The sequence below is a fragment of the Mycobacterium sp. genome, from assembly GCF_049683355.1.
Lineage (GTDB): Bacteria > Actinomycetota > Actinomycetes > Mycobacteriales > Mycobacteriaceae > Mycobacterium.
The window spans coordinates 1-23252 of sequence record NZ_JBAUJB010000307.1; the positions used below are offsets into that span (position 1 = coordinate 1).

Annotated in this window: 20 protein-coding genes and 3 pseudogenes; 11 read left to right on the forward strand and 12 right to left on the reverse strand. The window is 67.5% G+C overall.

The window, feature by feature from the left end:
- Together WA944_RS17785 and WA944_RS17790 are read left to right on the forward strand one after the other, a co-directional pair.
- Positions 1-284: pseudogene (locus WA944_RS17785) on the forward strand (LLM class F420-dependent oxidoreductase); the annotation flags it as partial.
- A gap of 45 nt (positions 285-329) precedes the next feature.
- Positions 330-851: a hypothetical protein gene (locus WA944_RS17790; protein WP_526373443.1), complete on the forward strand. Its 522-nt coding sequence runs from the start codon at positions 330-332 to the stop codon at positions 849-851.
- Here WA944_RS17790 and WA944_RS17795 read toward each other — a convergent pair.
- From WA944_RS17795 to sucC, 3 genes are all read right to left on the reverse strand, one after another.
- The gene (locus tag WA944_RS17795) at positions 848-2377 is read right to left on the reverse strand and encodes an acetyl-CoA acetyltransferase (protein WP_526373445.1); all 1530 of its coding nucleotides are present in this window, start codon (positions 2375-2377) and stop codon (positions 848-850) included. The genes WA944_RS17790 and WA944_RS17795 overlap by 4 nt on opposite strands.
- Before the next feature lie 89 nt (positions 2378-2466).
- Positions 2467-3363, reverse strand: a complete 897-nt coding sequence (gene sucD / locus WA944_RS17800) for a succinate--CoA ligase subunit alpha (RefSeq protein WP_526373446.1) — start codon at positions 3361-3363, stop codon at positions 2467-2469.
- A 17-nt stretch (positions 3364-3380) separates the two neighbouring features.
- Positions 3381-4544: an ADP-forming succinate--CoA ligase subunit beta gene (sucC, locus tag WA944_RS17805; protein ID WP_526373448.1), complete on the reverse strand. Its 1164-nt coding sequence runs from the start codon at positions 4542-4544 to the stop codon at positions 3381-3383.
- 306 nt (positions 4545-4850) lie between these two features.
- Between sucC and WA944_RS17810 the strand changes: the two genes are divergently transcribed.
- Together WA944_RS17810 and WA944_RS17815 are read left to right on the forward strand one after the other, a co-directional pair.
- On the forward strand, positions 4851-5951 hold the full coding sequence (locus WA944_RS17810; RefSeq protein ID WP_526373449.1) for a M23 family metallopeptidase: 1101 nt from the start codon (positions 4851-4853) through the stop codon (positions 5949-5951).
- Entirely contained in the window at positions 5952-6575 is a 624-nt protein-coding gene (locus WA944_RS17815; protein ID WP_526373451.1) for a hypothetical protein, read from the forward strand.
- Positions 6576-6590: 15 nt separating this feature from the next.
- On the opposite strand, the gene WA944_RS17820 is transcribed toward WA944_RS17815, so the two are convergent.
- Positions 6591-8912 carry a UvrD-helicase domain-containing protein gene (locus WA944_RS17820; protein ID WP_526373453.1) on the reverse strand — a complete coding sequence of 774 codons (2322 nt, stop codon included), beginning with the start codon at positions 8910-8912 and terminating at the stop codon, positions 6591-6593.
- Between the two features lie 199 nt (positions 8913-9111).
- Between WA944_RS17820 and WA944_RS17825 the strand changes: the two genes are divergently transcribed.
- Complete coding sequence (locus WA944_RS17825) at positions 9112-9447, forward strand: chorismate mutase (protein ID WP_526373455.1); 336 nt, start codon at positions 9112-9114, stop codon at positions 9445-9447.
- A gap of 61 nt (positions 9448-9508) precedes the next feature.
- Here the strand turns inward: WA944_RS17825 and WA944_RS17830 are convergent, their stop codons facing one another.
- Positions 9509-11542, reverse strand: coding sequence for an SGNH/GDSL hydrolase family protein (locus WA944_RS17830; protein ID WP_526647193.1), 2034 nt, complete (start codon positions 11540-11542; stop codon positions 9509-9511).
- Between the two features lie 111 nt (positions 11543-11653).
- Positions 11654-13102, reverse strand: coding sequence for an NAD-dependent succinate-semialdehyde dehydrogenase (locus WA944_RS17835; RefSeq protein WP_526375413.1), 1449 nt, complete (start codon positions 13100-13102; stop codon positions 11654-11656).
- A gap of 50 nt (positions 13103-13152) precedes the next feature.
- On the opposite strand from WA944_RS17835, the gene pgi reads away from it, so the two are divergent.
- Positions 13153-14811 carry a glucose-6-phosphate isomerase gene (pgi, locus tag WA944_RS17840; RefSeq protein WP_526375411.1) on the forward strand — a complete coding sequence of 553 codons (1659 nt, stop codon included), beginning with the start codon at positions 13153-13155 and terminating at the stop codon, positions 14809-14811.
- On the opposite strand, the gene WA944_RS17845 is transcribed toward pgi, so the two are convergent.
- The 6 genes and pseudogenes from WA944_RS17845 to WA944_RS17870 form a co-directional block, all read right to left on the reverse strand.
- The gene (locus tag WA944_RS17845; protein ID WP_526375409.1) at positions 14812-15336 is read right to left on the reverse strand and encodes a hypothetical protein; all 525 of its coding nucleotides are present in this window, start codon (positions 15334-15336) and stop codon (positions 14812-14814) included.
- Positions 15329-15613 carry a helix-turn-helix transcriptional regulator gene (locus WA944_RS17850; protein ID WP_526375407.1) on the reverse strand — a complete coding sequence of 95 codons (285 nt, stop codon included), beginning with the start codon at positions 15611-15613 and terminating at the stop codon, positions 15329-15331. Before WA944_RS17850 ends, WA944_RS17845 begins: the two co-directional genes overlap by 8 nt.
- Positions 15614-15670: 57 nt before the next feature.
- A complete protein-coding gene (locus WA944_RS17855) occupies positions 15671-16420 on the reverse strand; it encodes an SDR family oxidoreductase (protein WP_526375405.1) in 750 nt (249 codons plus the stop codon).
- A 111-nt stretch (positions 16421-16531) separates the two neighbouring features.
- On the reverse strand, positions 16532-17005 hold the full coding sequence (locus tag WA944_RS17860) for a zinc finger domain-containing protein (RefSeq protein ID WP_526372765.1): 474 nt from the start codon (positions 17003-17005) through the stop codon (positions 16532-16534).
- A gap of 156 nt (positions 17006-17161) precedes the next feature.
- A pseudogene (locus WA944_RS17865) lies at positions 17162-17404 on the reverse strand (DNA-formamidopyrimidine glycosylase family protein); the annotation flags it as partial.
- A 5-nt stretch (positions 17405-17409) separates the two neighbouring features.
- Positions 17410-17792: pseudogene (locus WA944_RS17870) on the reverse strand (phage holin family protein).
- Positions 17793-17933: 141 nt separating this feature from the next.
- Between WA944_RS17870 and WA944_RS17875 the strand changes: the two are divergent.
- The 5 genes from WA944_RS17875 (at position 17934) to WA944_RS17895 (ending at position 23245) form a co-directional block, all read left to right on the forward strand.
- The gene (locus WA944_RS17875; protein ID WP_526372761.1) at positions 17934-18854 is read left to right on the forward strand and encodes a diiron oxygenase; all 921 of its coding nucleotides are present in this window, start codon (positions 17934-17936) and stop codon (positions 18852-18854) included.
- Positions 18851-19573 (forward strand): DUF4873 domain-containing protein, encoded by a 723-nt coding sequence (locus WA944_RS17880; protein WP_526647194.1) that lies wholly within the window; start codon positions 18851-18853, stop codon positions 19571-19573. The genes WA944_RS17875 and WA944_RS17880 overlap by 4 nt, the downstream gene beginning before the upstream one ends.
- Before the next feature lie 81 nt (positions 19574-19654).
- Positions 19655-20521, forward strand: a complete 867-nt coding sequence (locus WA944_RS17885) for an LLM class flavin-dependent oxidoreductase (RefSeq protein WP_526647195.1) — start codon at positions 19655-19657, stop codon at positions 20519-20521.
- Between the two features lie 241 nt (positions 20522-20762).
- Positions 20763-22274, forward strand: a complete 1512-nt coding sequence (gene crtI, locus WA944_RS17890) for a phytoene desaturase family protein (protein WP_526372758.1) — start codon at positions 20763-20765, stop codon at positions 22272-22274.
- Positions 22271-23245, forward strand: coding sequence for a phytoene/squalene synthase family protein (locus WA944_RS17895; RefSeq protein WP_526372757.1), 975 nt, complete (start codon positions 22271-22273; stop codon positions 23243-23245). Before crtI ends, WA944_RS17895 begins: the two co-directional genes overlap by 4 nt.
- Positions 23246-23252: the final 7 nt, after the last annotated feature.

Here is a 23252-nt window from a genome sequence, read left to right on the forward strand (position 1 = left end):
AGAACTTCAAATGGATCGCCCGCTCCGCCGACGGCTGGATCACCACACCCCGCGACTTCGACATCGACGCCCCCGTCAAACTCCTCCAGGACACCTGGGCCGGCGCCGACCGCGACGGCACCCCACAAATCGTCGCCCTGGACTTCAAACCCGACCCCGACAAACTGCACCACTGGAAAAACCTCGGCGTCACCGAAGTCCTCTTCGGCCTCCCCGACCGCGACCCCGACGACATCGCCACCTACGTCGAACGCCTCGCAGGCAAACTCGACGGGCTGGGCTGATCGAAGCGGTAACGATCACCGGCCCGGGGCGCGATACTCCAGGTGATGATGAGGTCTTCGATCGGGCGCGCCCACCTCGCCGTCGGCCTGTCGGCGCTGGCGCTGGCGCTGGCAGCGGGCTGCGCTCAGGCGACGGCCACCCCGCCGGCAGGCTTTCCCGATCTGTCGGGCTACCCGCCCGTCGACACCCAAACCTACAGTCAGAGCTACCCGCGTTTCATCGGCTTCGACTTCGTCACCCCGGACGGCTTGTTGTGCAGTCACAACACGATGAACTCGCTGGGTGATCCCGCCCGGCTGACGCTGTCGTGCGAGGGACCGCGCCCCGACCTGGGGCCTGGCACCTGGCTGGTCCGCGTCGCCACCGATGAGCCGGCGGTCGTGGAACCGTCGTACCCGCCGCTGGATCCGGCCGCCCTGGCAGCCAGCGGGGTCCAGCAACTTCCCCCGATGCGCAAGATCGTGCACCAGGGCATCGAGTGTGGTGTCGACGACCGCGGCATGACCGCATGCCGGGTCGGTGATCACGGGTTCGTGCTCACCCCGACATCGACGGAACTGTTCTAGCGCAGCACCGCGCGATTGCCGTTCTCGGTTGTGGTGACGGCGATCTCGGCGCCCAAGGGGTCGCCGTCGGTCATCAGCGACACCAGGTCGGCGTCTTCGGTGGTCGCCATCAACCGCGAGCCGTCGGCATCCAGACGGCCGACGATGATGCCGGTGCGTACCGGCCAGTCGTAACGCACCGAATAGGTCTCGATCCTCGCGGCGCCTTCCGGCGTCTTGACGACGGGCACTTTTGGCAGCTCGGCGACCTGTGCCGTCAACTCCGCGCTGCGCGAGGTGCGCCACGGCACCGGCTCGGTCGAGTAGATGCCGGCCGAGTACTTGCTCTGGATCCCGCCGTTGGCGCCGACGAAGCCGAATTGTCCGGCCTTGTCCCGCATCTGACAGACGGTCTCGGCGATTCCGTGCAGCGCGTAGCTGTTTCCGGGGCCGCCGAAGTACGGGAGGCCGCCGGTGAGGGTAAGGCCCCGCGGATCGTCGGATGCCAGCTCCAGCGCCTCGCAGATCACGAACACCGGGAACGGGAAACAGCTGTAGAGGTCGAAAGTGGCGATGTCGTCGACACCGATTGCCGCCACCCGCAGGGCCTCGTGGGCGGCGAGCACCGAGGCCGGGGCGGCACCGAGGTCCACGCGCGTCAGCAGGGCCTGCTCGACGAGGTTGGAATGCCCGTGCAGGTACACCCACTTCTCTTCCGGCACACCGTGACGGCGCGCCGCCTCGACCGACATGATGACCGCCGCCGCGCCCTGGTTGACGGTGTCGCGGGCGACGAGCAGCCGGGGGTAGGGATCGCAGATCATCCTGTTCTCGTCGGTGACCGTCTCGATCTCCTCGACCGTACGCTCCACCGGTGACGACGAGAACGGGTTCTTGGCAGCAACTTTCGACATCGGCGCGAACAACTCGGCCATCTGGCGCCGGTAGGCTTGAACGCTCAGCCCAAGTCGCGACCTGCGCGCGTTGTCCAGCAGCCCGTACTGGACCGGGGCACCGGTGAGCCCATGCTGCACGGTGTATTCGTCGATGTAGCTGAAGATCTGGTGGCCACGGTCCTCGAGTTGGCCGTCGACGTCTTCGGTGAAGTCGGGTTTGTCGTCCCGGTTCGCGAAGTACTTCGCGGTTGATCCCGGCTCTGAGCCCATGATCATGACGACGTCGGCGTCGCCTGCGACGATCGTGTCACCCGCCTCGATGACGAGCTTCTGCGGGCTCTGCCCACCGACCGGTTCCAGGACCACCCGAGCCGGGTCGCCACCGAGCCGCTGCATCACCGATCGCGGGTAGTTGTTCGACTTGCCCAAAGTCGCGGGCATCGGCCCGGAGATTTCGAACTGCCGCAGCCCGAAAACGGTGTCGACGGCCGCGGCCAGCCGGGTTTCGTCCACGCCGGTGTCGGCCAGCGCGGCTCGCCCTGCTGCCGTCGCCAGATCCACGGCCGACATGCCCCGGTAGCCGGGGTCATCCATCCGCTCGGTGAACTGCCCGACCCCGACGATCACCGGCGTCCGTGGATCCATTGCCATGCTGCCGTCCTCTCGATTACTTCGAAAGGCTAATAGAACACGTTATAGCTTTGCGAACCGGTGGCGGCTGCCCCCGCGACGAGCGCTGCTTAGTTCAAGATCTCCCGGGCCAGGTTCGCGGTCTCCGACGGCGTCTTGCCGACCTTGACGCCCGCGGCTTCCAGCGCCTCCTTCTTGGCGGCGGCGGTGCCCGAGGAGCCGGACACGATGGCGCCGGCGTGGCCCATCGTCTTGCCCTCCGGGGCGGTGAAGCCCGCGACGTATCCGACGACCGGCTTGGAGACATTGGCCTTGATGTAGTCGGCCGCGCGCTCCTCGGCGTCACCGCCGATCTCACCGATCATCACGATGACCTTGGTCTCCGGATCCTTCTCGAACGCCTCGATGGCGTCGATGTGGGTGGTGCCGATGACCGGGTCGCCGCCGATGCCGATGGCGGTGGAGAAGCCGAGATCACGCAGCTCGTACATCATCTGGTAGGTCAGCGTGCCCGACTTCGACACCAGGCCGATCGGGCCCTTGCCGGTGATGTTGTTCGGCGTGATGCCGACCAGCGACTCACCGGGGGTGATGATGCCGGGGCAGTTGGGCCCGATGATCCGGGTCTTGTTGCCCTTTTCGACGTTATAGGCCCACGCGTAGGCACTGTCCTGCACCGGGATGCCCTCGGTGATGACGACCAGCAGCGGGATCTCGGCGTCGATGGCCTCGATGATGGCGTCCTTGGAGAACGCCGGCGGTACGAAGGCGATCGAGGTGTCGGCGCCGGTCTCCTTCATCGCCTCGGCGACGCTGCCGAACACCGGCAACTCGACCTCGTTGCCGTCTTTGTCTTCGTGCTTGACGGTGGTGCCCGCTTTGCGGGCGTTCACGCCGCCGACGATCTGGGTGCCGGCCTTGAGCATCAGCTTGGTGTGCTTGGTGCCCTCGCCGCCGGTGATGCCCTGGACGATGACCTTGGAATCCTTGTTAAGGAAGATGGACATGAGTCATTGGTCCTTTTCTACTTGTTCGCCAGCTCGGCGGCTTTGTCGGCGCCGGCGTCCATGGTGTCGGCCTGGATGACCAGCGGATGATTGGCCTCGGCCAGGATGCGGCGGCCTTCTTCGACGTTGTTGCCGTCGAGGCGCACGACCAGTGGCTTGTTGGCCTCGTCGCCGAGGATCTTCAGCGCGTTGACGATGCCGTTGGCCACCGCGTCGCAGGCGGTGATACCGCCGAACACGTTGACGAACACGCTCTTGACCTGGCTGTCGCCGAGAATGACGTCGAGCCCGTTGGCCATCACCTCGGCCGACGCGCCGCCTCCGATGTCGAGGAAGTTGGCGGGCTTCACGCCGCCGTGCTTCTCGCCGGCGTAGGCCACCACATCCAGAGTCGACATGACCAGGCCGGCGCCGTTACCGATGATGCCGACCGCGCCGTCGAGCTTGACGTAGTTGAGGTCGTTCTCCTTCGCCTTCAGCTCCAGCGGGTCGGTGGCGTCCTTGTCCTCGAACTCCTCATGGCCGGGCTGGCGGAAGTCGGCATTCGCATCGAGGGTGACCTTGCCGTCCAGCGCGAGGATCTGGTCATCGGGCGTGCGTACCAGCGGGTTGACCTCGACCAGCGTCGCGTCCTCGCCGACGAATACATCCCAAAGCTTGGCGATGGTCACCGCCGCGGCATCGAGCACCTCGGCGGGCAGGTGGCCCTGCTCGGCGATCGAGCGGGCGAACGCCTCGTCCACACCCTTGACGGCGTCGACGGACACCCTGGCCAGCCGGTCGGGCTTGGTGGCGGCGACCTCTTCGATCTCCACGCCGCCCTCCACCGAGCACATCGCCAGGTAGGTGCGGTTGGCGCGGTCGAGCAGGAAGGAGATGTAGTACTCCTCGGCGATGTCGCTGGCCTCGGCGACCAGCAACTTCTTCACGACGTGGCCCTTGATGTCCAGGCCGAGGATGTTCTGGGCGTGGGTGAAGGCGTCATCGGGTGTCGCGGCGTACTTGACGCCACCGGCCTTGCCGCGGCCCCCGACCTTGACCTGTGCTTTCACCATGACCGGCTTGCCGATTTCCTCGGCGATGGCCTTGGCGCCCTCGGCGGAGTCGGTGACCCGGCCCGGGGTGGTGGGGACGTTGTGCTTGGCGAACAGTTCCTTCGCCTGGTACTCGAAGAGATCCATGGACTCCGAAACACCTCTGTCTGTCTGTTGTTGTTGTCTGCAGTCGCTCGACCCGCCCGCCCGCCGAACACGAAGTTGTTTGTCCCGCCGGGCTCGGGGGAACTTTATCGACACAAGCGCAGAGCGTTGACACCGCCTGCCGCTCATGTGGTGGATCTCACCGCCGGCGAGTCGTGATTCAAGTCACAATCTCCGGCGGAATACGCGCTCGGGTTGCCACTTTGATTGGAATTTGGTTAACGTCCCTGTGGTCTCGGTAACGGTCCGATCACGACGACTCCGATCATCAGGACAGGACGTTTCAGCTTGCCCCAGCATCGTTCGCCTCGCCCCCCTGCGGGATTTTCGGCGAATGCGCGCACTGCTAGAACCGGTAATCGGCTCGCCGTCGCAGCGCCGAAGGCGACCGAAGTCACCGACATCATCCCGTTCAACGAGTTCGGTGAGATCGGCGACTTCGACGATCTGGACCTGCTACCGCACGCCGCCTTCGACCGTGAGGCGCGCGTCATCCGCGCCCCTGAGCTCGACGATCTTCACGACACCGACGACCTGACCCCGTTGCGCCTCGAGGTGCCCACGCAGTTCCGTACGCCAAACGACGGGAACCGGGCACCCACCAGGGCCTACCGCGACAGCCACACCGACGTCAGCGACGGCGCCGCGGCCACCGACGTCATCGACATGCGGGGCCGCGCCGGCGGCATGCACCGCAAGCCGGAGGTGCCCGTCAAGGGCCGCCTGATGGTCGCCGCCATGGCCGTCGGAGCCACCGCTGCAGGCGCCTACACCGTGACCAGCGGCACGCCGAAGGCTCCCGCGGAAACGGTGCTCGCCGCCGATCCGACCCCGATGGGCGGCGGCGCCGTCATCACGGGTTCGGTGGACGGCATGCAGGTCGTGACCGTCACCCCGGCCGCGAACTCGGCCGTTCACGCCGAGGAGATCACCAAGGCCGCGGCGTTCGCCCAGGAGCGTGCCGAACGCGAGGCCCGACTGGTGCGCCCGCAGTTCGCGATGCCTACCCGCGGTGTGTGGACGTCCGGCTTCGGCTACCGCTGGGGCGTGCTGCACGGTGGTATCGACATCGCCAACTCGATCGGCACGCCGATCCTGGCCGCAGCCGACGGAGTCGTCATCGCGGTCGGTCCGACCGCCGGATACGGCGCCTACGTCAAACTCAAGCACTCCGACGGCACGGTGACGCTCTACGGCCACATCAACACCTGGGCGGTCAGTGTGGGCGAGCGGGTCATGGCCGGCGACCAGATCGCCACCATGGGCAACCGGGGCAACTCCACCGGTCCGCACCTGCACTTCGAGGTCATGGTCAACGGCACCGACAGGATCGACCCCGTCGGGTGGCTGTCCAAGCGGGGGCTCACCCCCGGCGGCTACGTTGGCTGAGTGGCCAGCGAACCCCACGACGTAACACCAGCTGAATCAAGCTCTTCGCGCGACGCCGACGACTCCGACGACTCCGTTGACACCCGGATCATCCGTCGCGCCCCGCTGAGCACCTCGTCCCAGCCGCAGCCGGCCTCGACCGACCCGCCGACGAGCATCATTCGCCGCCATCCGACCGGCGAGATACCCACCGCGCACGACGACCTCAGCCCGCGGGCCAAACCCGTCGCGGTGGGCCCGTCCCGGACGCCTGCGGCCGACCCGAAGCCGGCCATCGCGGCCGCCGTCGTCAGCATCGTGTCCGGGTGGGCGACCGCGGTGATCGCCACCGACCTGATCACCGGCTGGTGGGGCACCGACCTGCTGTTCTGCATCGCCGTCGGCTTCCTGGCTGCGATCTCCGCAGCGGCCACGATCGGCGGGGTGATCGCGCTGCTGCTGCGCCAGCGGGTCGGACGACTCCTGATCGTGGTCGGGGCGGTGGTCGCGATGCTGATCTTCACCAGCCTGTTCATCGCCGGCGCCAAACTACCCGGGCTGGTTTATGCCATGCCCCTGCTGCCGCTGGCGTCGATCGGGTTGGCACTGCTGCCCGACACCGCCCGCTGGGGCCGCACGGGTTGACGGGACGAAACGGCCCTACAGCTTGGCGATCGGCGCATGGTTGTGCATGAGCTTCACCCGCCCGGCGCTGCCGAAGTCGATCAACGACATCGCCGACTCGCCGGCGCCGGACACTTCCTCGACCCGGCCGAGCCCGTACTTGTCGTGGGTGACCCGGTCACCGGCCTCCAGCACGATCAGCGGACGCTTGCCCGCCGACGACCGCGCGGGCGACGGGCGCGGGGTGCCGTACCGCCCCGCGTTGCCGACCGGCGCCGAGAACGTCGACGTCTGCTCGGTGCGCCGCCAGTCGATCAGCTCCTGGGGAATCTCCCGCAGGAAACGCGATTCCGGGTTCAGCATCGGCTGACCCCACGACGAGCGGACCTTGGCCCGGCTGAGGTAGAGACGCTGCCGGGCGCGGGTGATACCGACATAGGCCAGCCGGCGTTCCTCGGACAACTCGCCCGGGTCGCCGAGCGCCCGCATGTGCGGGAACATGCCGTCTTCCCAACCGGTCACGAAGACCACCGGGAACTCCAGGCCCTTGGCGGTGTGCAACGTCATCATGGTGACCACACCAGAACCGTGTTCGGGAATGTCGTCGGCGTCGGCGACCAGTGACACCCGTTCCAGGAACGCGGCCAGCACACCGGTGTCGGGAATGTCCTCGTCTTCCGGTTCGGACTCGGCCAATGCCTTCGCGTTGGCCAGGTCGATGCTGAATTCGTGTGCGACGCTGACCAACTCGTTGAGGTTGTCCAACCGCGCCAGATCCTGAGGATCGCTTGAGGCCTCGAGTTCGGCGCGGTAGCCGGTGCGGTCGAGGACGGCTTCCACGAGATCGCCCAGTTCGTCGTCGAGCTTGCCCCGTAGTTCGTCGAGAAGCGCGACGAACCCGGCGATCGCCTTCTCCGAGCGCGTGTTGAGCATCGGCACCCTGCCTTCGGCAGCCGCCATCAACGCGTCGTTGAAGTTGGCGCCGGTGCTCTCCGCGTGCACCGCTACACACGCCTCCGCGCGGTCCCCAATGCCGCGGCGCGGGGTGTTGAGGATCCGCCGCATGCTCACCGCGTCACCGGGATTGTCCAGCACGCGGAGGTAGGCGACGACGTCGCGGATCTCCTTGCGCTCGTAGAAGCGCACTCCGCCAACGACTTTGTACGGGATCCCGGCCCGGATGAAGACTTCTTCGATCGCCCGGGAGGAGTTGTTGGTGCGGTAGAACACGGCCACGTCGTTATAGGAGAAACCTGGCACGGAGTCGGACAGTGAGTCGATCTCCTGGGCGACGAACCTCGCCTCGTCGTGCTCGTTGTCGGCGACGAAGCCGACGATCAGCTCACCCTCGCCGGCGTCGGTCCACAACCGCTTCTCGCGCCGCCCGGCGTTGCGCGCGATCACCGAGTTCGCGGCGTTCAGGATGGTCTGGGTGGAGCGGTAGTTCTGTTCCAGCAGAATCGTCGTCGCGTTCGGGAAATCTCGTTCGAAGTCCTCGATGTTGCGGATCGTGGCGCCGCGGAACGCATAGATCGACTGGTCGGCGTCGCCGACCACACAGAGTTCGGCAAGCGGTACCTGATCGGTGTCCGGGGCTGCCACCCCGACGAGCTCGCGCACCAGCATGTACTGGGCGTGGTTGGTGTCCTGGTACTCGTCGACCAGGATGTGCCGGAACCGCCGGCGGTAGTACTGGGCGATCTGCGGAAAGGCCTGCAGCACAGCGACTGTCTCGCCGATCAGGTCGTCGAAGTCCAGCGCGTTGGCTGCGCGCAGCCTGCGCTGGTACTCCCCGTACACCTCGGCGATGACGCGCGCCAGGTCGTCTGCCGCCTCTGACGCCTCGGCGGCCGCCTGCTCGGGACCGATCAGCTCGTTCTTGAGGTTGGAGATGCCGTTGGCCAGCAACCGGGGTGAGTGCCGCTTGGTGTCCAGACCCATGGCCTTGCCGATCATCAGCAGCAGGCGTCGGGAGTCGTCGGCGTCGTAGATGGAGAAGTTCGAGTTGAGGCCGGGCAGCAGCGAGGCCTGGTTGCGCAGGATCCGGACACAGGTCGAGTGGAACGTCGACACCCACATGCTGCGGGCCCGGGGACCGATGAGCCCGACGATCCGTCCGCGCATCTCCGCGGCGGCCTTGTTGGTGAAGGTGATGGCGAGCACCTGGCCGACGCCGACGTCGCGGGCGGCCAGCAGGTAGGCGATCCGGCGGGTCAGAACCGCGGTTTTTCCCGACCCCGCCCCGGCCACGATCAGCAGCGGCGAACCCTCGTGCAGCACGGCTTGGCGCTGCTGCGGGTTGAGCCCGTCCAACAGGTGCTGCTGATCGAGGTCGCTGGTGGCGGAGAAGGCGGTCATATGCGCTCAAACCTACCGCTGCCCGGGGACACCTTTGCGCTGGCACGGCCGGTAGTGGCACACTCGTTGGGTGCAAACTGCGCAGTGGCGATTTTTTTACGGGTACCGGCCAGCGGTGCCCGTGGTCTAGCTGCTTCCTCCAGCCCCGCGGTCCGCTTCCGGATCCGGGGCTCGTCTCTTGTGTGAGGCCCGAAACCGGATGAGACCAGGTCCTTCACACAACGAGAAACCGGAGAACCAAGACATGACGACGATGGAAACTTCCGACCCCGACGCCTCCCAGACGCCTGCCACCTCCGACATCGACGGGCTGCGCCAGGAGATCGACCGCCTCGACGCGACGATCCTCGAGGCCGTCAAGCGCCGCACCGAGGTCTCCCAGCTGATCGGTAAGGCGCGGATGGCGTCGGGGGGCACCCGTCTGGTGCACAGCCGCGAGATGAAGGTCATCGAGCGCTACAGCGTGCTGGGGGTCGAGGGCAAGAACCTGGCGATGCTGCTGCTGCGCATGGGCCGCGGCCGCCTCGGTCACTGACGTCGGACCCGCGGAATAGCATTCCTGGTCGCGATCGGCGGCTTGTTCACAACCCGGAATGCTATTCCGGCGCAGCTGCACGCAGCGCCTCGGACAACCACGGCGTCAACCATTCGACGGCCTCCGGTGTCGGGTGCACGCCGTCGCTGCGCATCCTGATGCCGTCGACCTTGATCTGGTAGTACCCGTTCGGGCTGAGCTTGCGGTTGAGGTCCAGCACCGAGGCGTTCGGCCGCTGGGCGACGACGCTGCGCAGCAATGTGTTCCAGCGTTCGACGCGCCTGGGCTGGTCCTCCGGGTAGAGACTGCCGTCGGGCTTCTCGGCACGTCGGTTGTGCGGTTCGGTGGTCACCACGATCCGCGCGCCGGTCGACCCCAGGATGTCGAGCGCCCGATTGAGCTCCGCGCGCAGATACCCGTCGTAGCCGGGCTCGCCGATATGGGTCCACCGGCCCTCGTTCATCCGGTCGACGACCTCCCAGCGCCCGACGATCAGCAGCACCACGTCGGGCCGCTCATGGCTGATCCGCTGCGCCCACCTGGCAGGCCAGGCGTCGCATTCGGGTTTCTGGTCGAGTTCCCGGCCGACGTACTCGTACGGTCCGCCGCGGGCGATGCCGCAGCCGATGGTGGTGTAGTCGGTGAAGTGCAGCCCGGGCGTCGCCGGCAGATACCGCATCAACGTCCACGCGATCGAGTCCCCGAACACCGCCACCCTGGTCTCTCCGGGGGTCCGCGGCCGAACCGGGGTGGTCACCTCGACGGGGACCTCCGGGGCGATCAGCGCCGCACTGTCCACCAGCGGCCCGGGCGTCGGCTCCGCGCTCTTCACCCCGACGGGCAGCACGCTCATGGTCACCACCGCGGCGGTCGCCGCCGTTGCGGTGGCCAGCGGCAGCATCGGCACGGTCAGCGGCCGCCACCGGCGGATCGGTTGCTCGACCAGCCACCACACCACGGTCGCGACCGCGACGGTGGCCGCACACCGCAGCGCGAACAACTCCCAGCCCGTCGTGCCGGTCCGCTCGCCGTTGATCACCAGGAACAGCGGCCAGTGCCACAGGTAGACGCCGTAGGAGATCGCGCCCAGCCCCACCAACGGCGGCAGCGCCAGCAGTCGGGCGACGGGCCCGTCCTGCTCGAGGGCCACCGAGGCGACGACGAGGACCGCCGCGACCGCGACCACGATCAGCAGACCATGGCGGAATTCCTGTGCGCTGCCGGTGGCGAGGTGAGCGGCCCCGCCGAGCACCACCAGCCCGACCACCGGCGCGAGGCGCGCCAGCCACCTGGCCCATCGAGAGCGCAACACCGCTCCGCCCTCGGCCAGCCCCCGCCAGTCGCGCACCAGCAACGCCGCCGCCGCGGCACCGACGAGGAGGGCCTGCATCCGGGTGTCGGTGCCGAAGTACACGCGGTTGAGCGTGGCTTGAGATGCCGAGGCGCTCAGCAGCACGGTCGCCGCCGCGGACCCGACCACCCCGACCGCCGCGGTGACGGAGACCGCGGTGCGCACCGCCCGCACCGTCAGCGGGACGCCGCGGCGGTAGGCCACCGCGGTTAGGCCGGCCACCACGCCGGCCACCAGCAGCGGCCACAGCACGTAGTACTGCTCCTCGACACCGAGCGACCAGGTGTGCTGCAACGGCGACGGCGGAGCGCCCTGGGAGAAGTAGTCGGTCTGCTCGGCGACGAACACCCAGTTCGACATCCAGAAGAAGGTGGCGACGGCGTGCTCGCGCAGGGAAACGGTCGACTCGGCGGCAAACAACTCCCGCGCCGCCACGACGGCGAGCACCATCACCACCAGCGCCGGCAGTAGCCGCCGGGCGCGGCGAATCCAGAAGTCCTTCAAGCCGATCCGCCCGGTGCGACCGATCTCGTCGAGCAGCAGCGAGGTGATCAGGAACCCACTGAGAACGAAGAAGACGTCGACGCCGAGGAAACCGCCGGACAGTCCGGGGACGCCGCCGTGGTCGGCCAGGACCAGTGCGACGGCCACTGCCCTGACGCCGTCGAGAGCGGCGATCCCCCGGCCTGGGCTGACATATCGGCGTGGGCCCACACGGATCGGCGCCGCAGTCACGGCAGTCACGGTCCAGCGCCCTCCTGATCATTCGCAGCCAGCTGCGAACCAGGAATTTTATGGGCTGCGCGGCGCCGGATCGGGAAGGCGCGCGGCCCGGACGCGGGCGAGTTCGGGCAGCTAGTTGGTCAGCGCGATGTACTTGGTGTCGAGGTACTCCTCGATGCCCTCGGTGCCCCCCTCGCGGCCGAAGCCGGATTCCTTGACACCGCCGAACGGCGCGGCCGGGTCGGAGATGACGCCGCGGTTGACGCCGACCATGCCCGCCTCGATGCCTTCGGCGGCGCGCAGCGCCCGGTCCAGCGACTGCGTGTACACATAGGCCGCCAGGCCGTATTCGGTGTCGTTCGCGGCCGCGATGCCCTCCTCGTCGGTGTCGAACCCGGTGATGGGTGCCACCGGCCCGAACACCTCCTCCTTGAGGATCCGGGCGTCGGCGGGAACGTCGGCCAGGACGGTGGCCGGGTAGAAGTTGCCGGGCCCACCGGGGGCGACACCACCGACGGCGACGGTCGCGCCACGCGACACCGCGTCGGACACCAGATCCTGGACCGTGGACACCTGCTTGGCGTTGATCAGCGGGCCCAGGGTCGCCGACGGGTCGAGGCCGTCCCCGAGGGTGAACTCGCTCATCCGCTTGACCAGCTTCTCGGTGAACTCCTCGCGTACCGCGTTGGCCACGTGGAACCTGTTGGCCGCCGTGCACGCCTCGCCGCCGTTGCGCATCTTGGCCAGGATCGCCCCGTCGACGGCCGCGTCGACGTCGGCGTCGTCGAACACGATGAACGGCGCGTTGCCGCCGAGTTCCATGGACTGGCGCAACAGCGCGTCCGACGCCTGCTTGGCCAGCGCCTTGCCGACGCCGGTGGACCCGGTGAAGGTCAGCTTGCGGATCCGGCCGTCGTCGATCAGCGCGGTGGTCACGTCGCGCGGTTTGGTGGTCGGCAGTACCGACAGCACCCCCTTGGGCAGGCCGGACTCGTCGATCAGCTTGGCCAGCAGCAACATGGTCAGCGGCGTCTCCTGCGCAGGCTTGACGATCATCGTGCAACCGGCGGCCAGCGCGGGCCCGATCTTGCGGGTGCCCATCGCGAGCGGAAAGTTCCACGGCGTGATCGCGTAACACGGGCCGACCGGCGCCTTGGTGACGATGATCCGTCCGGTGCCCGCCGGGGCCGGCGTGTAGCGGCCACCGATGCGCACCGCCTCCTCGGCGAACCAGCGGAAGAACTCCGATCCGTACTTCACCTCGCCCTTGCTCTCGGCGAGCACCTTGCCCATCTCGAGCGTCATCAACGCCGCGATCTCATCGGTCCGTTCGGTGATGGTCTCGAAGACCGCGCGCAGGATCTCGCCACGCTCCCGCGGTGCGGTGGCCGCCCATTCGGCCTGCACGCCGCACGCCGCGTCGAGTGCGGCCACGGCGTCCTCGGCGGTCGCGTCGGCGACGCTGATCAGCACTTCCTCGGTCGCGGGGTTGAGCACATCGAACGTCGACGAGCCGGCACGTTCCTCACCGCCGATCCACACGCCCGTCGGTACCGATGCCAGCAGTGCGGAAGTATCCATACCCCAATCATCTACTCCGTTGTCCGCCTGCCCGCACTAGGGTTCTTCACATGGCCGCAGAGTTTTCCGATATCTCCACCACCCCCGCATGGCAGGCGTTGGCCCGGCACCACGACGAGATCGGCGCCGAGCATCTGCGCGAGCTGTTCGCCCAGGACCCCACCCGCGGTACGGAACTGGCGTTGACGGTCGGGGACCTCTACATCGACTACAGCAAGCACCGGGTCACCCGGCAGACCCTGACGTTGCTGCTGGACCTCGCCCGCGCGGCCGGCCTCACCGAGCGCCGTGACGCGATGTTCTCCGGTGCCCACATCAACACCTCGGAGGACCGGGCGGTGTTGCACACCGCCCTTCGGCTGCCCCGCGGCGTCGAACTCGAGGTCGACGGCCAGGACGTCGTCGCCGACGTCCACGAGGTGCTCGACCGGATGGGCGACTTCACCGACCGGTTGCGCAGCGGCGAGTGGCGCGGGGCGACCGGGGAGCGCATCACCACCGTGGTCAACATCGGTATCGGCGGGTCGGATCTGGGCCCGGTGATGGTGGACCAGGCGTTGCGCCACTACGCCGACGCCGGCATCTCGGCCCGGTTCGTCTCCAACGTCGACCCGGCTGATCTCGTCGCCAAGCTGGCCGGACTCGACCCGGCGTCCACTCTTTTCGTCGTCGCGTCGAAGACGTTCTCGACGCTGGAGACGTTGACCAATGCGACCGCCGCCCGCCGGTGGCTGATCGACGCGCTGGGGGACGCCGCGGTGGCCAAGCATTTTGTCGCGGTGTCGACCAACAGCAGGCTGGTCGACGAGTTCGGCATCAACACCGACAACATGTTCGGGTTCTGGGACTGGGTCGGCGGGCGCTACTCGGTCGACTCGGCCATCGGCCTGTCGGTGATGGCGGTGATCGGCCGGGAACGGTTCGCCGAGTTCCTCGCCGGGTTCCACCTCGTCGACGAGCACTTCCGGACCGCGCCGCTGGAGGCCAACGCGCCGGTGCAGCTCGGCATGATCGGGCTCTGGTACAACAACTTCTTCGGCGCCGGAACCCGCGCGGTGCTGCCGTATTCCAACGACCTGTCGCGCTTCGCGGCATACCTGCAGCAGCTGACGATGGAGTCCAACGGCAAGTCGGTGCGCGCCGACGGCACGCCCGTCGCCACCGACACCGGTGAGATCTTCTGGGGCGAACCGGGCACCAACGGCCAGCACGCCTTCTATCAACTGCTGCACCAGGGCACCCGGCTGGTGCCCGCAGACTTCATCGGGTTCAGCGAGCCCACCGACGACCTGCCCACCGCCGACGGCACCGGCAGCATGCACGACCTGCTGATGAGCAACTTCTTCGCGCAGACCCAGGTGCTCGCGTTCGGCAAGACCGCCGACGAGATCTCAGCGGACGGCACGTCGCCAGATGTGGTGCCGCACAAGGTGATGCCCGGCAACCGTCCCAGCACGTCGATCCTGGCCACCAAGCTGACCCCGTCCACGGTCGGTCAGCTGGTCGCCCTCTACGAGCACCAGGTGTTCGTCGAGGGCGCCATCTGGGGCATCGACTCCTTCGATCAGTGGGGGGTCGAGCTGGGCAAGACCCAGGCCAAGGCCCTGCTGCCGGTGATCACCGCCGCCGAGTCCCCCGCCGAGCAGTCCGATTCCTCGACCGACACCCTGGTCCGGCGCTATCGCACGGAGCGCGGCCGGACCGCGTGACTAGTCGGGGTCCGGACGGGTCCACCCGAGGATCATCGCCGGCAGGCAACCGCCGATGAGCAGCACGGTCAGCGCCATCAGACCGCCGGCATAGGCCATGTCGGTGTCCGTGCCCTCGGTCCGCACCGCGCCGAAGATCAGGTAGAAGAACGGCAGCAGCATCAGGTTCTGGGTCACGGTGAGGCCGATGGATCTGGCGCTGTTGCGCTGCGCCAGTTCGTATTCGTCCAGCGCAGCGTCGGGCGCGTCACCCTGGCGACCCGACACGATCTGCAGCATCAGGAACAGCGGAAAGAACACCAGGCAGGCCGGCAGCCACAGCAGTGGCGCCCACTCGATCCCGAACGCGCACATCACGCTCACCACCGCCATCGACGCGAACGTGACCGCCAACCCGACGACGAGAATGCGCCGACGCCTCTGGGTGCGCCACGACGGCAGCGAATCGGCATACGTGCGTTCGTGTTTGAGAAAGCGCCGGGTGCGGTAGGTCTGGTACCGATCGATCAGGGTCGCTTCAGGCATGGGCATTCCCTCCTTGCGGTTTCCGGTAGAACTCCGTCGACAAGGGGGTGAACGGGGCCCGTGAGAACACGGCTTCGACGGGCAGGTCGAAGACGTCGCAGATGCGGAACGCGAGGTCGAGGCTGGGATAGTGGTCGCCTCGCTCCAGAGCGCCGACAGTCTGCGGGTTGACGTCGATGAGCTCCGCGAGCTGCGCGCGGCTCATCCGCCGCTCGGCGCGCAGCACCCCGATCCGGTTGTGAATCGGAGCAGTTTCCCCTCGTCTAACCGGGCTCATCTAACACATTGTTAGGAAAACCCAACGATTCGTCAAGGTGTCCAGCGGTTAGGACGCTCAGGCGAAGCGCTTGGTGAACCGCGGCGGCATCACTTTCATCAGCTCCACCAGCGGCCACCACGGCCACCCGGGCACCACAGCGCGGCCCTTCTCCCTCTCGATCGCGTCGACCATCGCCTTGACGCCGGTCTCGTTGTCGACCATCAACATCGTCGAGTTGGACTTGGCCGTCATCTCCGACTCGATGTACCCGGGCTCGAGCACGGTGATCTTGATCGGACCGGACGGGTACTCGGCGCGCAGTGATTCGCCCAGCGAGATCACCCCCGCCTTGCTCGCCGAGTAGGCGGCCTTGTGGCCGGGCACGCCGACGTTGCCGAGCACGGACGCAACCAGCACCAGGTGCCCCGCGCCCGCCGCCTTGAACATCTCCAGCGCGGACTCGATCTGCACCAGCGCCGCAACGAGATTGGTTTCGATCGTGGCCTTGTTGGCCCACGGTTTCCCGCCGCCGAGCGGGTAGCCCTTGCCGATGCCCGCGTTGACGATGACGCAGTCGATACCACCGAGTTCGTCGCTGAGCTCGGCGAACACCTTGGGCACCTGCTCGTGGTCGTTGACGTCCAGCGCGGCGACGGCCACCGTGATGTCGGCGTGGCGAGCCGTCAGCTCGGCCTGCAGTTCGCTGAGGTTGTCGACGCGGCGCGCGCACAGCGCGAGGTCGCGACCCTTGGCGGCGAACTGGCGGGCCATGCCCGCACCGAGTCCCGAGCTCGCCCCGGTGATGAGGATCTTCTGCCGAGTCATGCCGGGCAGGATAACCGAGTTAGACAAGTCCGATCTAATCCCGCCATTCGCCGGAACTGTATTCGGTGCGCGATTTTCCGAGTGAGCCCCTGCTGGAATACCGTTCCGGCGCTACTTCAGCAGCCGCGACATCCGCCGGTCGGCGAGGATCTTGCCCGCGGTCTGACAGGTCGGGCAGTACTGGAACGACTTGTCGGCGAACGACACCTCCCGCACGGTGTCACCGCACACCGGACACGGTAGCCCGGCGCGGGCGTGGACCCGCAGTCCGGAACGCTTCTCCCCTTTCAGCGTGGCCGCCTGCTGGCCCACCGACCGGGTGACGGCATCGGTGAGCACCGACAGCATCGCATCGTGCAGCGCCGCGAGCTGCGCGTCGGTCAGCTTGCTGGAGGTCGCGAACGGGGAGAGCCTGGCCACGTGCAGGATCTCGTCGCTGTAGGCGTTTCCGATACCCGAGATCACCTTCTGATCGGTGATGACGGTCTTGATCCGGCCCGACTGGCCGGCGAGCACCTCGGCCAGTCCCTCGGGGCTCAGCGACAGCGCGTCGGGGCCGAGTGCGGCGATCTGCGGCACCGCTATCGGATCGGTGGCGATCCACACCGCAAGGCGCTTCTGCGTCCCCGCCTCGGTGAGGTCGAATCCCACCGTGTGGTCCGGGGTGCTCGGAGTCGTCAAGTGCACCCGCAGCGCAATCGGGCCCTTCCCCGGCTTGAGCGGCGCGGCGGCGAGTTTGTCCGACCACCGCAGCCAGCCTGCCCGGGACAGATGGGTGATCAGGTGAATGTCTCCCACCTGCAGCCCGAGGTACTTGCCCCACCGGTGAGCATCGGTCACCTGGTGGCCGGCCAGTGCGGACACCGGCGGGTCGAACGTCTTGAGCACCGACAGCGCCGCGACGTCGACGCGACTCACGGTCAGTCCGACGGCGTGCCGACGCAGATGATCGGCGAGGGCCTCGATCTCCGGCAGTTCGGGCATGCCACTCAGTCTGCCTTCACGACCAGCGAGAGAAGCCAACTCACGACCGACAGCACGATCGCGGCCCAGATCGCGGTCCACCAGAAGTCGTCGATCGCCACACCCCAGTGGGTGGTGTGTTCGGTGATCCACGAGGTGATCCACAACATGAACGCGTTGATGACGACGTGGAACAGGCCGAGCGTGAGGATGTAGAGCGGGATCGAGATGATCTGGACGATCGGCTTGATGATCGCGTTGACCAGGCCGAAGATCACCGCGACGACGAAGATGACGCCGACCTGGCCACCGTCGAGCCGCCGCCGACGAAACCGATGCCGGGGACGAGGAGCGTGACGACCCACAACGCGAGCCCGGTCAGCGCGGCGCGCAGCAGAAAAGATCCCATAGCCACCATGATCGCCCACCGCCCCTGATTCCGGCGCCCACATTTGTCGATACCAGAGGTATGCGGTACCCGAGGTATTGACATCCTGCGGGAGGCGGCCATAGTTTCGAGTCACCTCACATCGACGAAGGGACGTTCGCGATGACAGCTCCGGTGACACCATCCGCGGCGGCGCCCGCCGGACCCACGCGCGACGAGTTCGCCGAACGCCTGTTGAAGGGATCGGTCAAGAAGTCGTATGCCCCGGTCGTCGACATCGACTGGGACGCGCCGCTGGATCCGGACAAGTTCTTCCTGCCGCCCAAGACTGTGTCGCTGTACGGCACCCCGCTGTGGGACGCCATGACCCGAGAACAGCAGATCGAGCTGTCCCGCCAGGAGCTGGCCAACACGCTCTCTGCCGGGATCTGGTTCGAGAACATCCTCAATCAGGCGCTGCTGCGCAAGATGATGCACCAGGACCCGACGGCCCGCGCCACGCACTATGAGCTGACCGAGCTCGGTGACGAGACCCGGCACATGGTGATGTTCGGCAAGGCGATCGACCGGATCGGCGCCAAGCCGGTGCGCCCCAGGCGTTATCAGCGCGTCATCATCAACACCCTGCCGTTCGCCTTCCAGGGTTCGATGCTGTGGGTGGCCGCACTGATCGGTGAGGAGATCTTCGACTCGCTGCAGCGCCAGATGATGGACGATCCCGAGCTACAACCGATGGTGCAGCGGCTGATGCGGATTCATGTGGCCGAGGAGGCGCGCCACATCCAGTTCGCCCGCGACGGGCTGCGCAAACGCGCACCCCACCTGCGGCGTCTCCCGAAGTTGTTCGTGGCCAATATCAACGGCGTGGGCGGTTTGTTCTTCGGGAGGCTGTTCACCAACCCCGTGCAGTATCGCCGCGCCGGGTTGCCGGACCCGCGGGGCGCCCGTCGCGCGGCACGCGCCAGCGCGCACCGCCACCGGGTGCAGGTGCTCGGCTTCGCCCCACTGGCGGCGTTCCTCGAGGAAGTCGGGTTGATGGGGCCGATCGCCCGGCGGATGTGGAAGCGCAGCCGCTTCCTGTGACCGACGTCGACACCGTGGCGTACCTGCGGCGACCCGAGACCGAACAGGCGGTCTTCGACGAGGTGACCCACACCTGGACCGTCGACGACCGCCGTACCCGGGTGATCATCGCGACCGACGGCGCACTGCCGGACTGTCGGCCGCACTCATTCCGTCCCTACCTCGGCGTGGCAGTACGGGGCGTTCCGAACTACTTTCTGCTCACCGGCCCCGACAGCGCCGCCCAGAAGGGTTACATCGCAAAGTGTCTGGCGCACCTGAGCCGCACCGGCAACACCCGCATCGAGGTGCGGGCGAGCACCCAGCAGTACTACCAGCAGCACTCGAGCGGACGAACCCACCGCCGCGGCCACTTCTGGCGCCGGGTGGGCAGGCGGATCCCGTCGGCATTCGAGGTCAGCACGCATGACGGCACCGGTCACGACGACGACGTCTACGAGGGACCCGCCGCGGTGCTGGTCGACGAGCACCGCCACGACACCCGGGTCCGGCTTGCCGGCTGGCTCGATCCGATCGACGGTCGCTACCACTGGGAGGGAACGATCCTGGATGCGACGTTCGACGTGCGATTGCCGCAGGACGTCACCGTGGTGGTGCACGAGCAGGCGGCCGCGGCCCGGTTGACCGAGCGCACGCCGTGGTCGACGTACTCGGTCGTCGGTGTCGGCGCACCGCCGTTCGCGTTGGCCAACGTCGAGGTCGACGTTCCACGGCTCTGAGCGCGGAAATTCCCGTGGCCCGTTCGGCCCGGCATACTAGAACACGTTCTAATATGTGCTCACCGAGGAGCAGGAGACGATGTGCGTTTCACCTACGCGGAAGCGATGACCGATCCGACGTTCTACATTCCGTTGGCCAAGGCCGCTGAAGCCGCCGGCTACCACGCGATGACGATCCCCGACAGCGTCGCCTACCCCTTCGAATCCGATTCGAAGTACCCCTACACCCCGGACGGCGGCCGCGACTTCCTGGAAGGCAAGGCGTTCATCGAGTCCTTCGTGCTGACCGCGGCCCTGTGCGCCGTGACGACCACGCTGAAGTTCAACCACTTCGTGCTCAAGCTGCCCATCCGGCCGCCGGCACTGGTGGCCAAGCAGGCCGGCTCGCTCGCCGCGCTGTTCGACAAGCGGCTCGGTCTCGGTGTCGGCACCAGCCCGTGGCCCGAGGACTACGAGCTGATGAACGTGCCATATGCCAAGCGCGGCAAGCGGATGGATGAATGCATCGACATCATCAGGGGCCTCACCTCGGGCGAGTACTTCGAGTATCACGGGGAGTTCTACGACATCCCCAAAACCAAGATGACGCCCGCTCCGTCGAAACCGGTGCCGATCCTCATCGGTGGTCACGCCGATGCCGCACTCAGACGCGCCGCCCGCAACGACGGCTGGATGCACGGCGGCGGGGACCCGGAGGAACTCGACGCACTCCTGAAGAAGCTCAACCAGTTCCGCGCCGAGCACGACCGCAAGGATCCCTACGAGATCCACGTGATCTCCATCGACGCCTATACCTCCGACGGAATCAAACGTCTGGAGGACAAGGGCGTCACCGATGTCATCGTCGGCTTCCGGATCCCCTACATCATGGGCCAGGACACCGAGCCGCTGGATGCGAAGATTCGCAACCTGGAGATGTTCGCCGAGAACGTCATCGCCAGGGTGTGATCCCCGTCGACGGCGGCAGGAAGGCATAATCGAGGCAGGACTGGGTATCTCCTGGCTTCGATGACATCGACGCTGGACCCGCCGCGAACGGGGGCGAGGTAGGGACAGTGAAGGGCCGCACAACGACGCGAAGGCGTTTCGCATGCCGTGCCGTCGATATCGCCAGGTGGCAGACGCCGATCGTCGCCGTGGGTAGCGTGGACCGGATCGACCAACACCAACACACCCTGCAGGTCCTCTGATGCGCACCGTCCCCGGATCCACCGACCGCGTCGTCGTCGTCGGCGCCGGACTCGCCGGTCTGTCGGCGGCGCTGCACCTGGCAGGCCGTGGCCGGGCCGTCACCGTCATCGAACGCGGCGCGCATCCCGGTGGCCGCGTCGGACGGGCCGACATCTCGGGATACCGCCTGGACACCGGGCCGACGGTGCTGACGATGCCCGACATCATCGACGACACGTTCGCCGCGGTCGGCGAGTCGACAGCCGCGCGGCTGGACCTGCAGCCGGTGCTGCCGGCGTACCGCGCCGATTTCGCCGACGGCAGCAGCCTCGACGTACACAGCGACGCCGCAGCGATGACCGCCGAGGTCGAACGCTTCGCCGGTCCCCGCGAGGCCGAGGGCTACCTGCGGCTGCGCGAGTGGTTGACGCAGCTCTACCGGCTCGAGTTCGACGGCTTCATCTCGGCGAACTTCGACTCGCCGCTGTCGCTGGTGACGCCTGCGCTGGCGCGGCTGGCCGCCATCGGCGGGTTCCGGCACTGGGAGCCGATGGTGCGCCGCTTCATCAGCGACGAACGCCTGCTGCGGGTGTTCACCTTTCAGGCACTCTACGTCGGGGTTCCGCCGAAGAAGGCGCTGGCGGCCTACGCGATCATCGCTTACATGGACACCGTGTCCGGTGTGTACTTCCCCCGAGGAGGCATGCGGGCACTGCCCGACGCCCTCGCCGGCGCCGCTGCCGACGCCGGAGTCGAATTCCACTACAACGCGACCGTCACCGAACTGGAGCGCTCGGGGGCCCGTATCAACGCGGTGCGCACCGACACCGGCGACCGGTTCTCGGCCGACGCGGTAGTCCTCACCACGGAACTGCCGGATACCTACCGACTGCTCGGCCGCACCCCCCGGCGGCTGCTCGGGCTGCGCCCGGCCCCGTCGGCGGTCGTGGCCCACATCGGCTGCCGGGCTGTCGAGCCCGCTGCCGACCAGGCCCACCACACCATCGTGTTCGGCGACGCCTGGGCGCAGACCTTCGACCAGATCATCGATCAAGGCCGCCCGATGGTTGACCCGTCACTGCTGGTCACCCGGCCCACCGCCGGCGACCGCAGCCTGGCCCCTGCGGGCCGCGATCTGCTCTACGTCCTCGCCCCTGCTCCGAACACCGCTGTGGGGCAACAAGACTGGGATTCCCGACGGGACGAGTACGTGAACCACATGCTGGACACGGTGACCACCCGGCTCCCCGATGTCGGCGACGACGCAGAGATCCTGCACCTCGTCACGCCACAGGACTGGGCACGTCAGGGCATGGCCGCGGGAACCCCGTTCGCGCTGGCGCACACCTTCGGCCAGACCGGTCCGTTCCGGCCCGGCAACACGGTGCGCGGCATCGACAACGCGGTGCTGGCGGGGTCCTCGACAGTGCCCGGTGTCGGCATCCCCACCGCGATCGTGTCGGGTCGGCTCGCCGCCGACCGCATCACCGGAAGCGTGTCGTCGGTGCGACCGCGGGCGGTGCCGCAATGATCGGATCGGAACTCGACGCGGCCGGCGTGCACGACGAAGCGCTGCGGGACGCCTACCGGCGCTGCCGCGCCATCAACGCCGAACATGGCCGCACGTTCTTCCTGGCCACCCGACTGCTCTCACCGGCCCAACGACCTGCCGTGCACGCGTTGTACGGCTTCGCCCGCCGGGCCGACGACGTTCTCGACGGATTCGACTCCCGGAGCCCGACCCAGCGCGCCGAGGAGCTGCAGGCACTTGCGGCTGCGCTGTTCGCCCGGTTGGTGGAGAAGAGGCAGACCGCCGACGACGACCCGGTCGTCGAGGCCGTCGTGGACACCGCCCGCAGCTACCAGCTGGACTGGCAGCTGTTCGACGACTTCCTCGCTTCGATGCGGATGGACCTGACGGTCACCGACTATCCCGATCGTGATGCGCTGGACCGCTATATGTACGGATCTGCGGAAGTGATCGGTCTGCAACTGCTGCCGGTGCTGGGCACGGTCGCCCCGCGCGAAGAGGCGGCACCGTACGCCGCCGCGCTCGGAAAAGCCTTCCAGTTGACCAATTTCCTCCGGGACATCGACGAGGATCTGACCCGCGGGCGGATCTACCTGCCCGCCGACGAACTGGCCGCGCACGGCGTCGACCGCGAGGTGCTGACCTGGTGTCAGCAGCAGCGCCGTACCGACCGCAGGCTGCGAGCCGCACTGATGGAACAGCATGCGTTCACCAGACGGATATACACCCAGGCCCAGCGGGGTATCGCGCTGCTGCATCCGAGGTCGCGGCCCTGCGTCAGCACTGCCCTGACGTTGTACTCGGGGATACTGGACCGCATCGAGGAAATGGATTTCGCCGTGTTCGCCCAGCGGGCCCGCGTCTCGACGTCTCGCCGCCTGCAGGTCGCGTCGGTCGGACTGGTCCGAGCATGGCGTGCCCGAGCGACGTGCTCGCAGGAGGTGCGACCATCGACAGGTACCAGTATCTGACCCTGCT

Coding starts and splice junctions, on each gene's coding strand:
- WA944_RS17790 (WP_526373443.1), top strand. CDS start 330: ATGATGAGGTCTTCGATCGGGCGCGCCCACCTCGCCGTCGGCCTGTCG.
- WA944_RS17795 (WP_526373445.1), bottom strand. CDS start 2,377: ATGGCAATGGATCCACGGACGCCGGTGATCGTCGGGGTCGGGCAGTTC.
- sucD (WP_526373446.1), bottom strand. CDS start 3,363: ATGTCCATCTTCCTTAACAAGGATTCCAAGGTCATCGTCCAGGGCATC.
- sucC (WP_526373448.1), bottom strand. CDS start 4,544: ATGGATCTCTTCGAGTACCAGGCGAAGGAACTGTTCGCCAAGCACAAC.
- WA944_RS17820 (WP_526373453.1), bottom strand. CDS start 8,912: ATGACCGCCTTCTCCGCCACCAGCGACCTCGATCAGCAGCACCTGTTG.
- WA944_RS17825 (WP_526373455.1), top strand. CDS start 9,112: ATGAGACCAGGTCCTTCACACAACGAGAAACCGGAGAACCAAGACATG.
- WA944_RS17835 (WP_526375413.1), bottom strand. CDS start 13,102: ATGGATACTTCCGCACTGCTGGCATCGGTACCGACGGGCGTGTGGATC.
- pgi (WP_526375411.1), top strand. CDS start 13,153: ATGGCCGCAGAGTTTTCCGATATCTCCACCACCCCCGCATGGCAGGCG.
- WA944_RS17845 (WP_526375409.1), bottom strand. CDS start 15,336: ATGCCTGAAGCGACCCTGATCGATCGGTACCAGACCTACCGCACCCGG.
- WA944_RS17850 (WP_526375407.1), bottom strand. CDS start 15,613: ATGAGCCCGGTTAGACGAGGGGAAACTGCTCCGATTCACAACCGGATC.
- WA944_RS17855 (WP_526375405.1), bottom strand. CDS start 16,420: ATGACTCGGCAGAAGATCCTCATCACCGGGGCGAGCTCGGGACTCGGT.
- WA944_RS17875 (WP_526372761.1), top strand. CDS start 17,934: ATGACAGCTCCGGTGACACCATCCGCGGCGGCGCCCGCCGGACCCACG.
- crtI (WP_526372758.1), top strand. CDS start 20,763: ATGCGCACCGTCCCCGGATCCACCGACCGCGTCGTCGTCGTCGGCGCC.
- WA944_RS17895 (WP_526372757.1), top strand. CDS start 22,271: ATGATCGGATCGGAACTCGACGCGGCCGGCGTGCACGACGAAGCGCTG.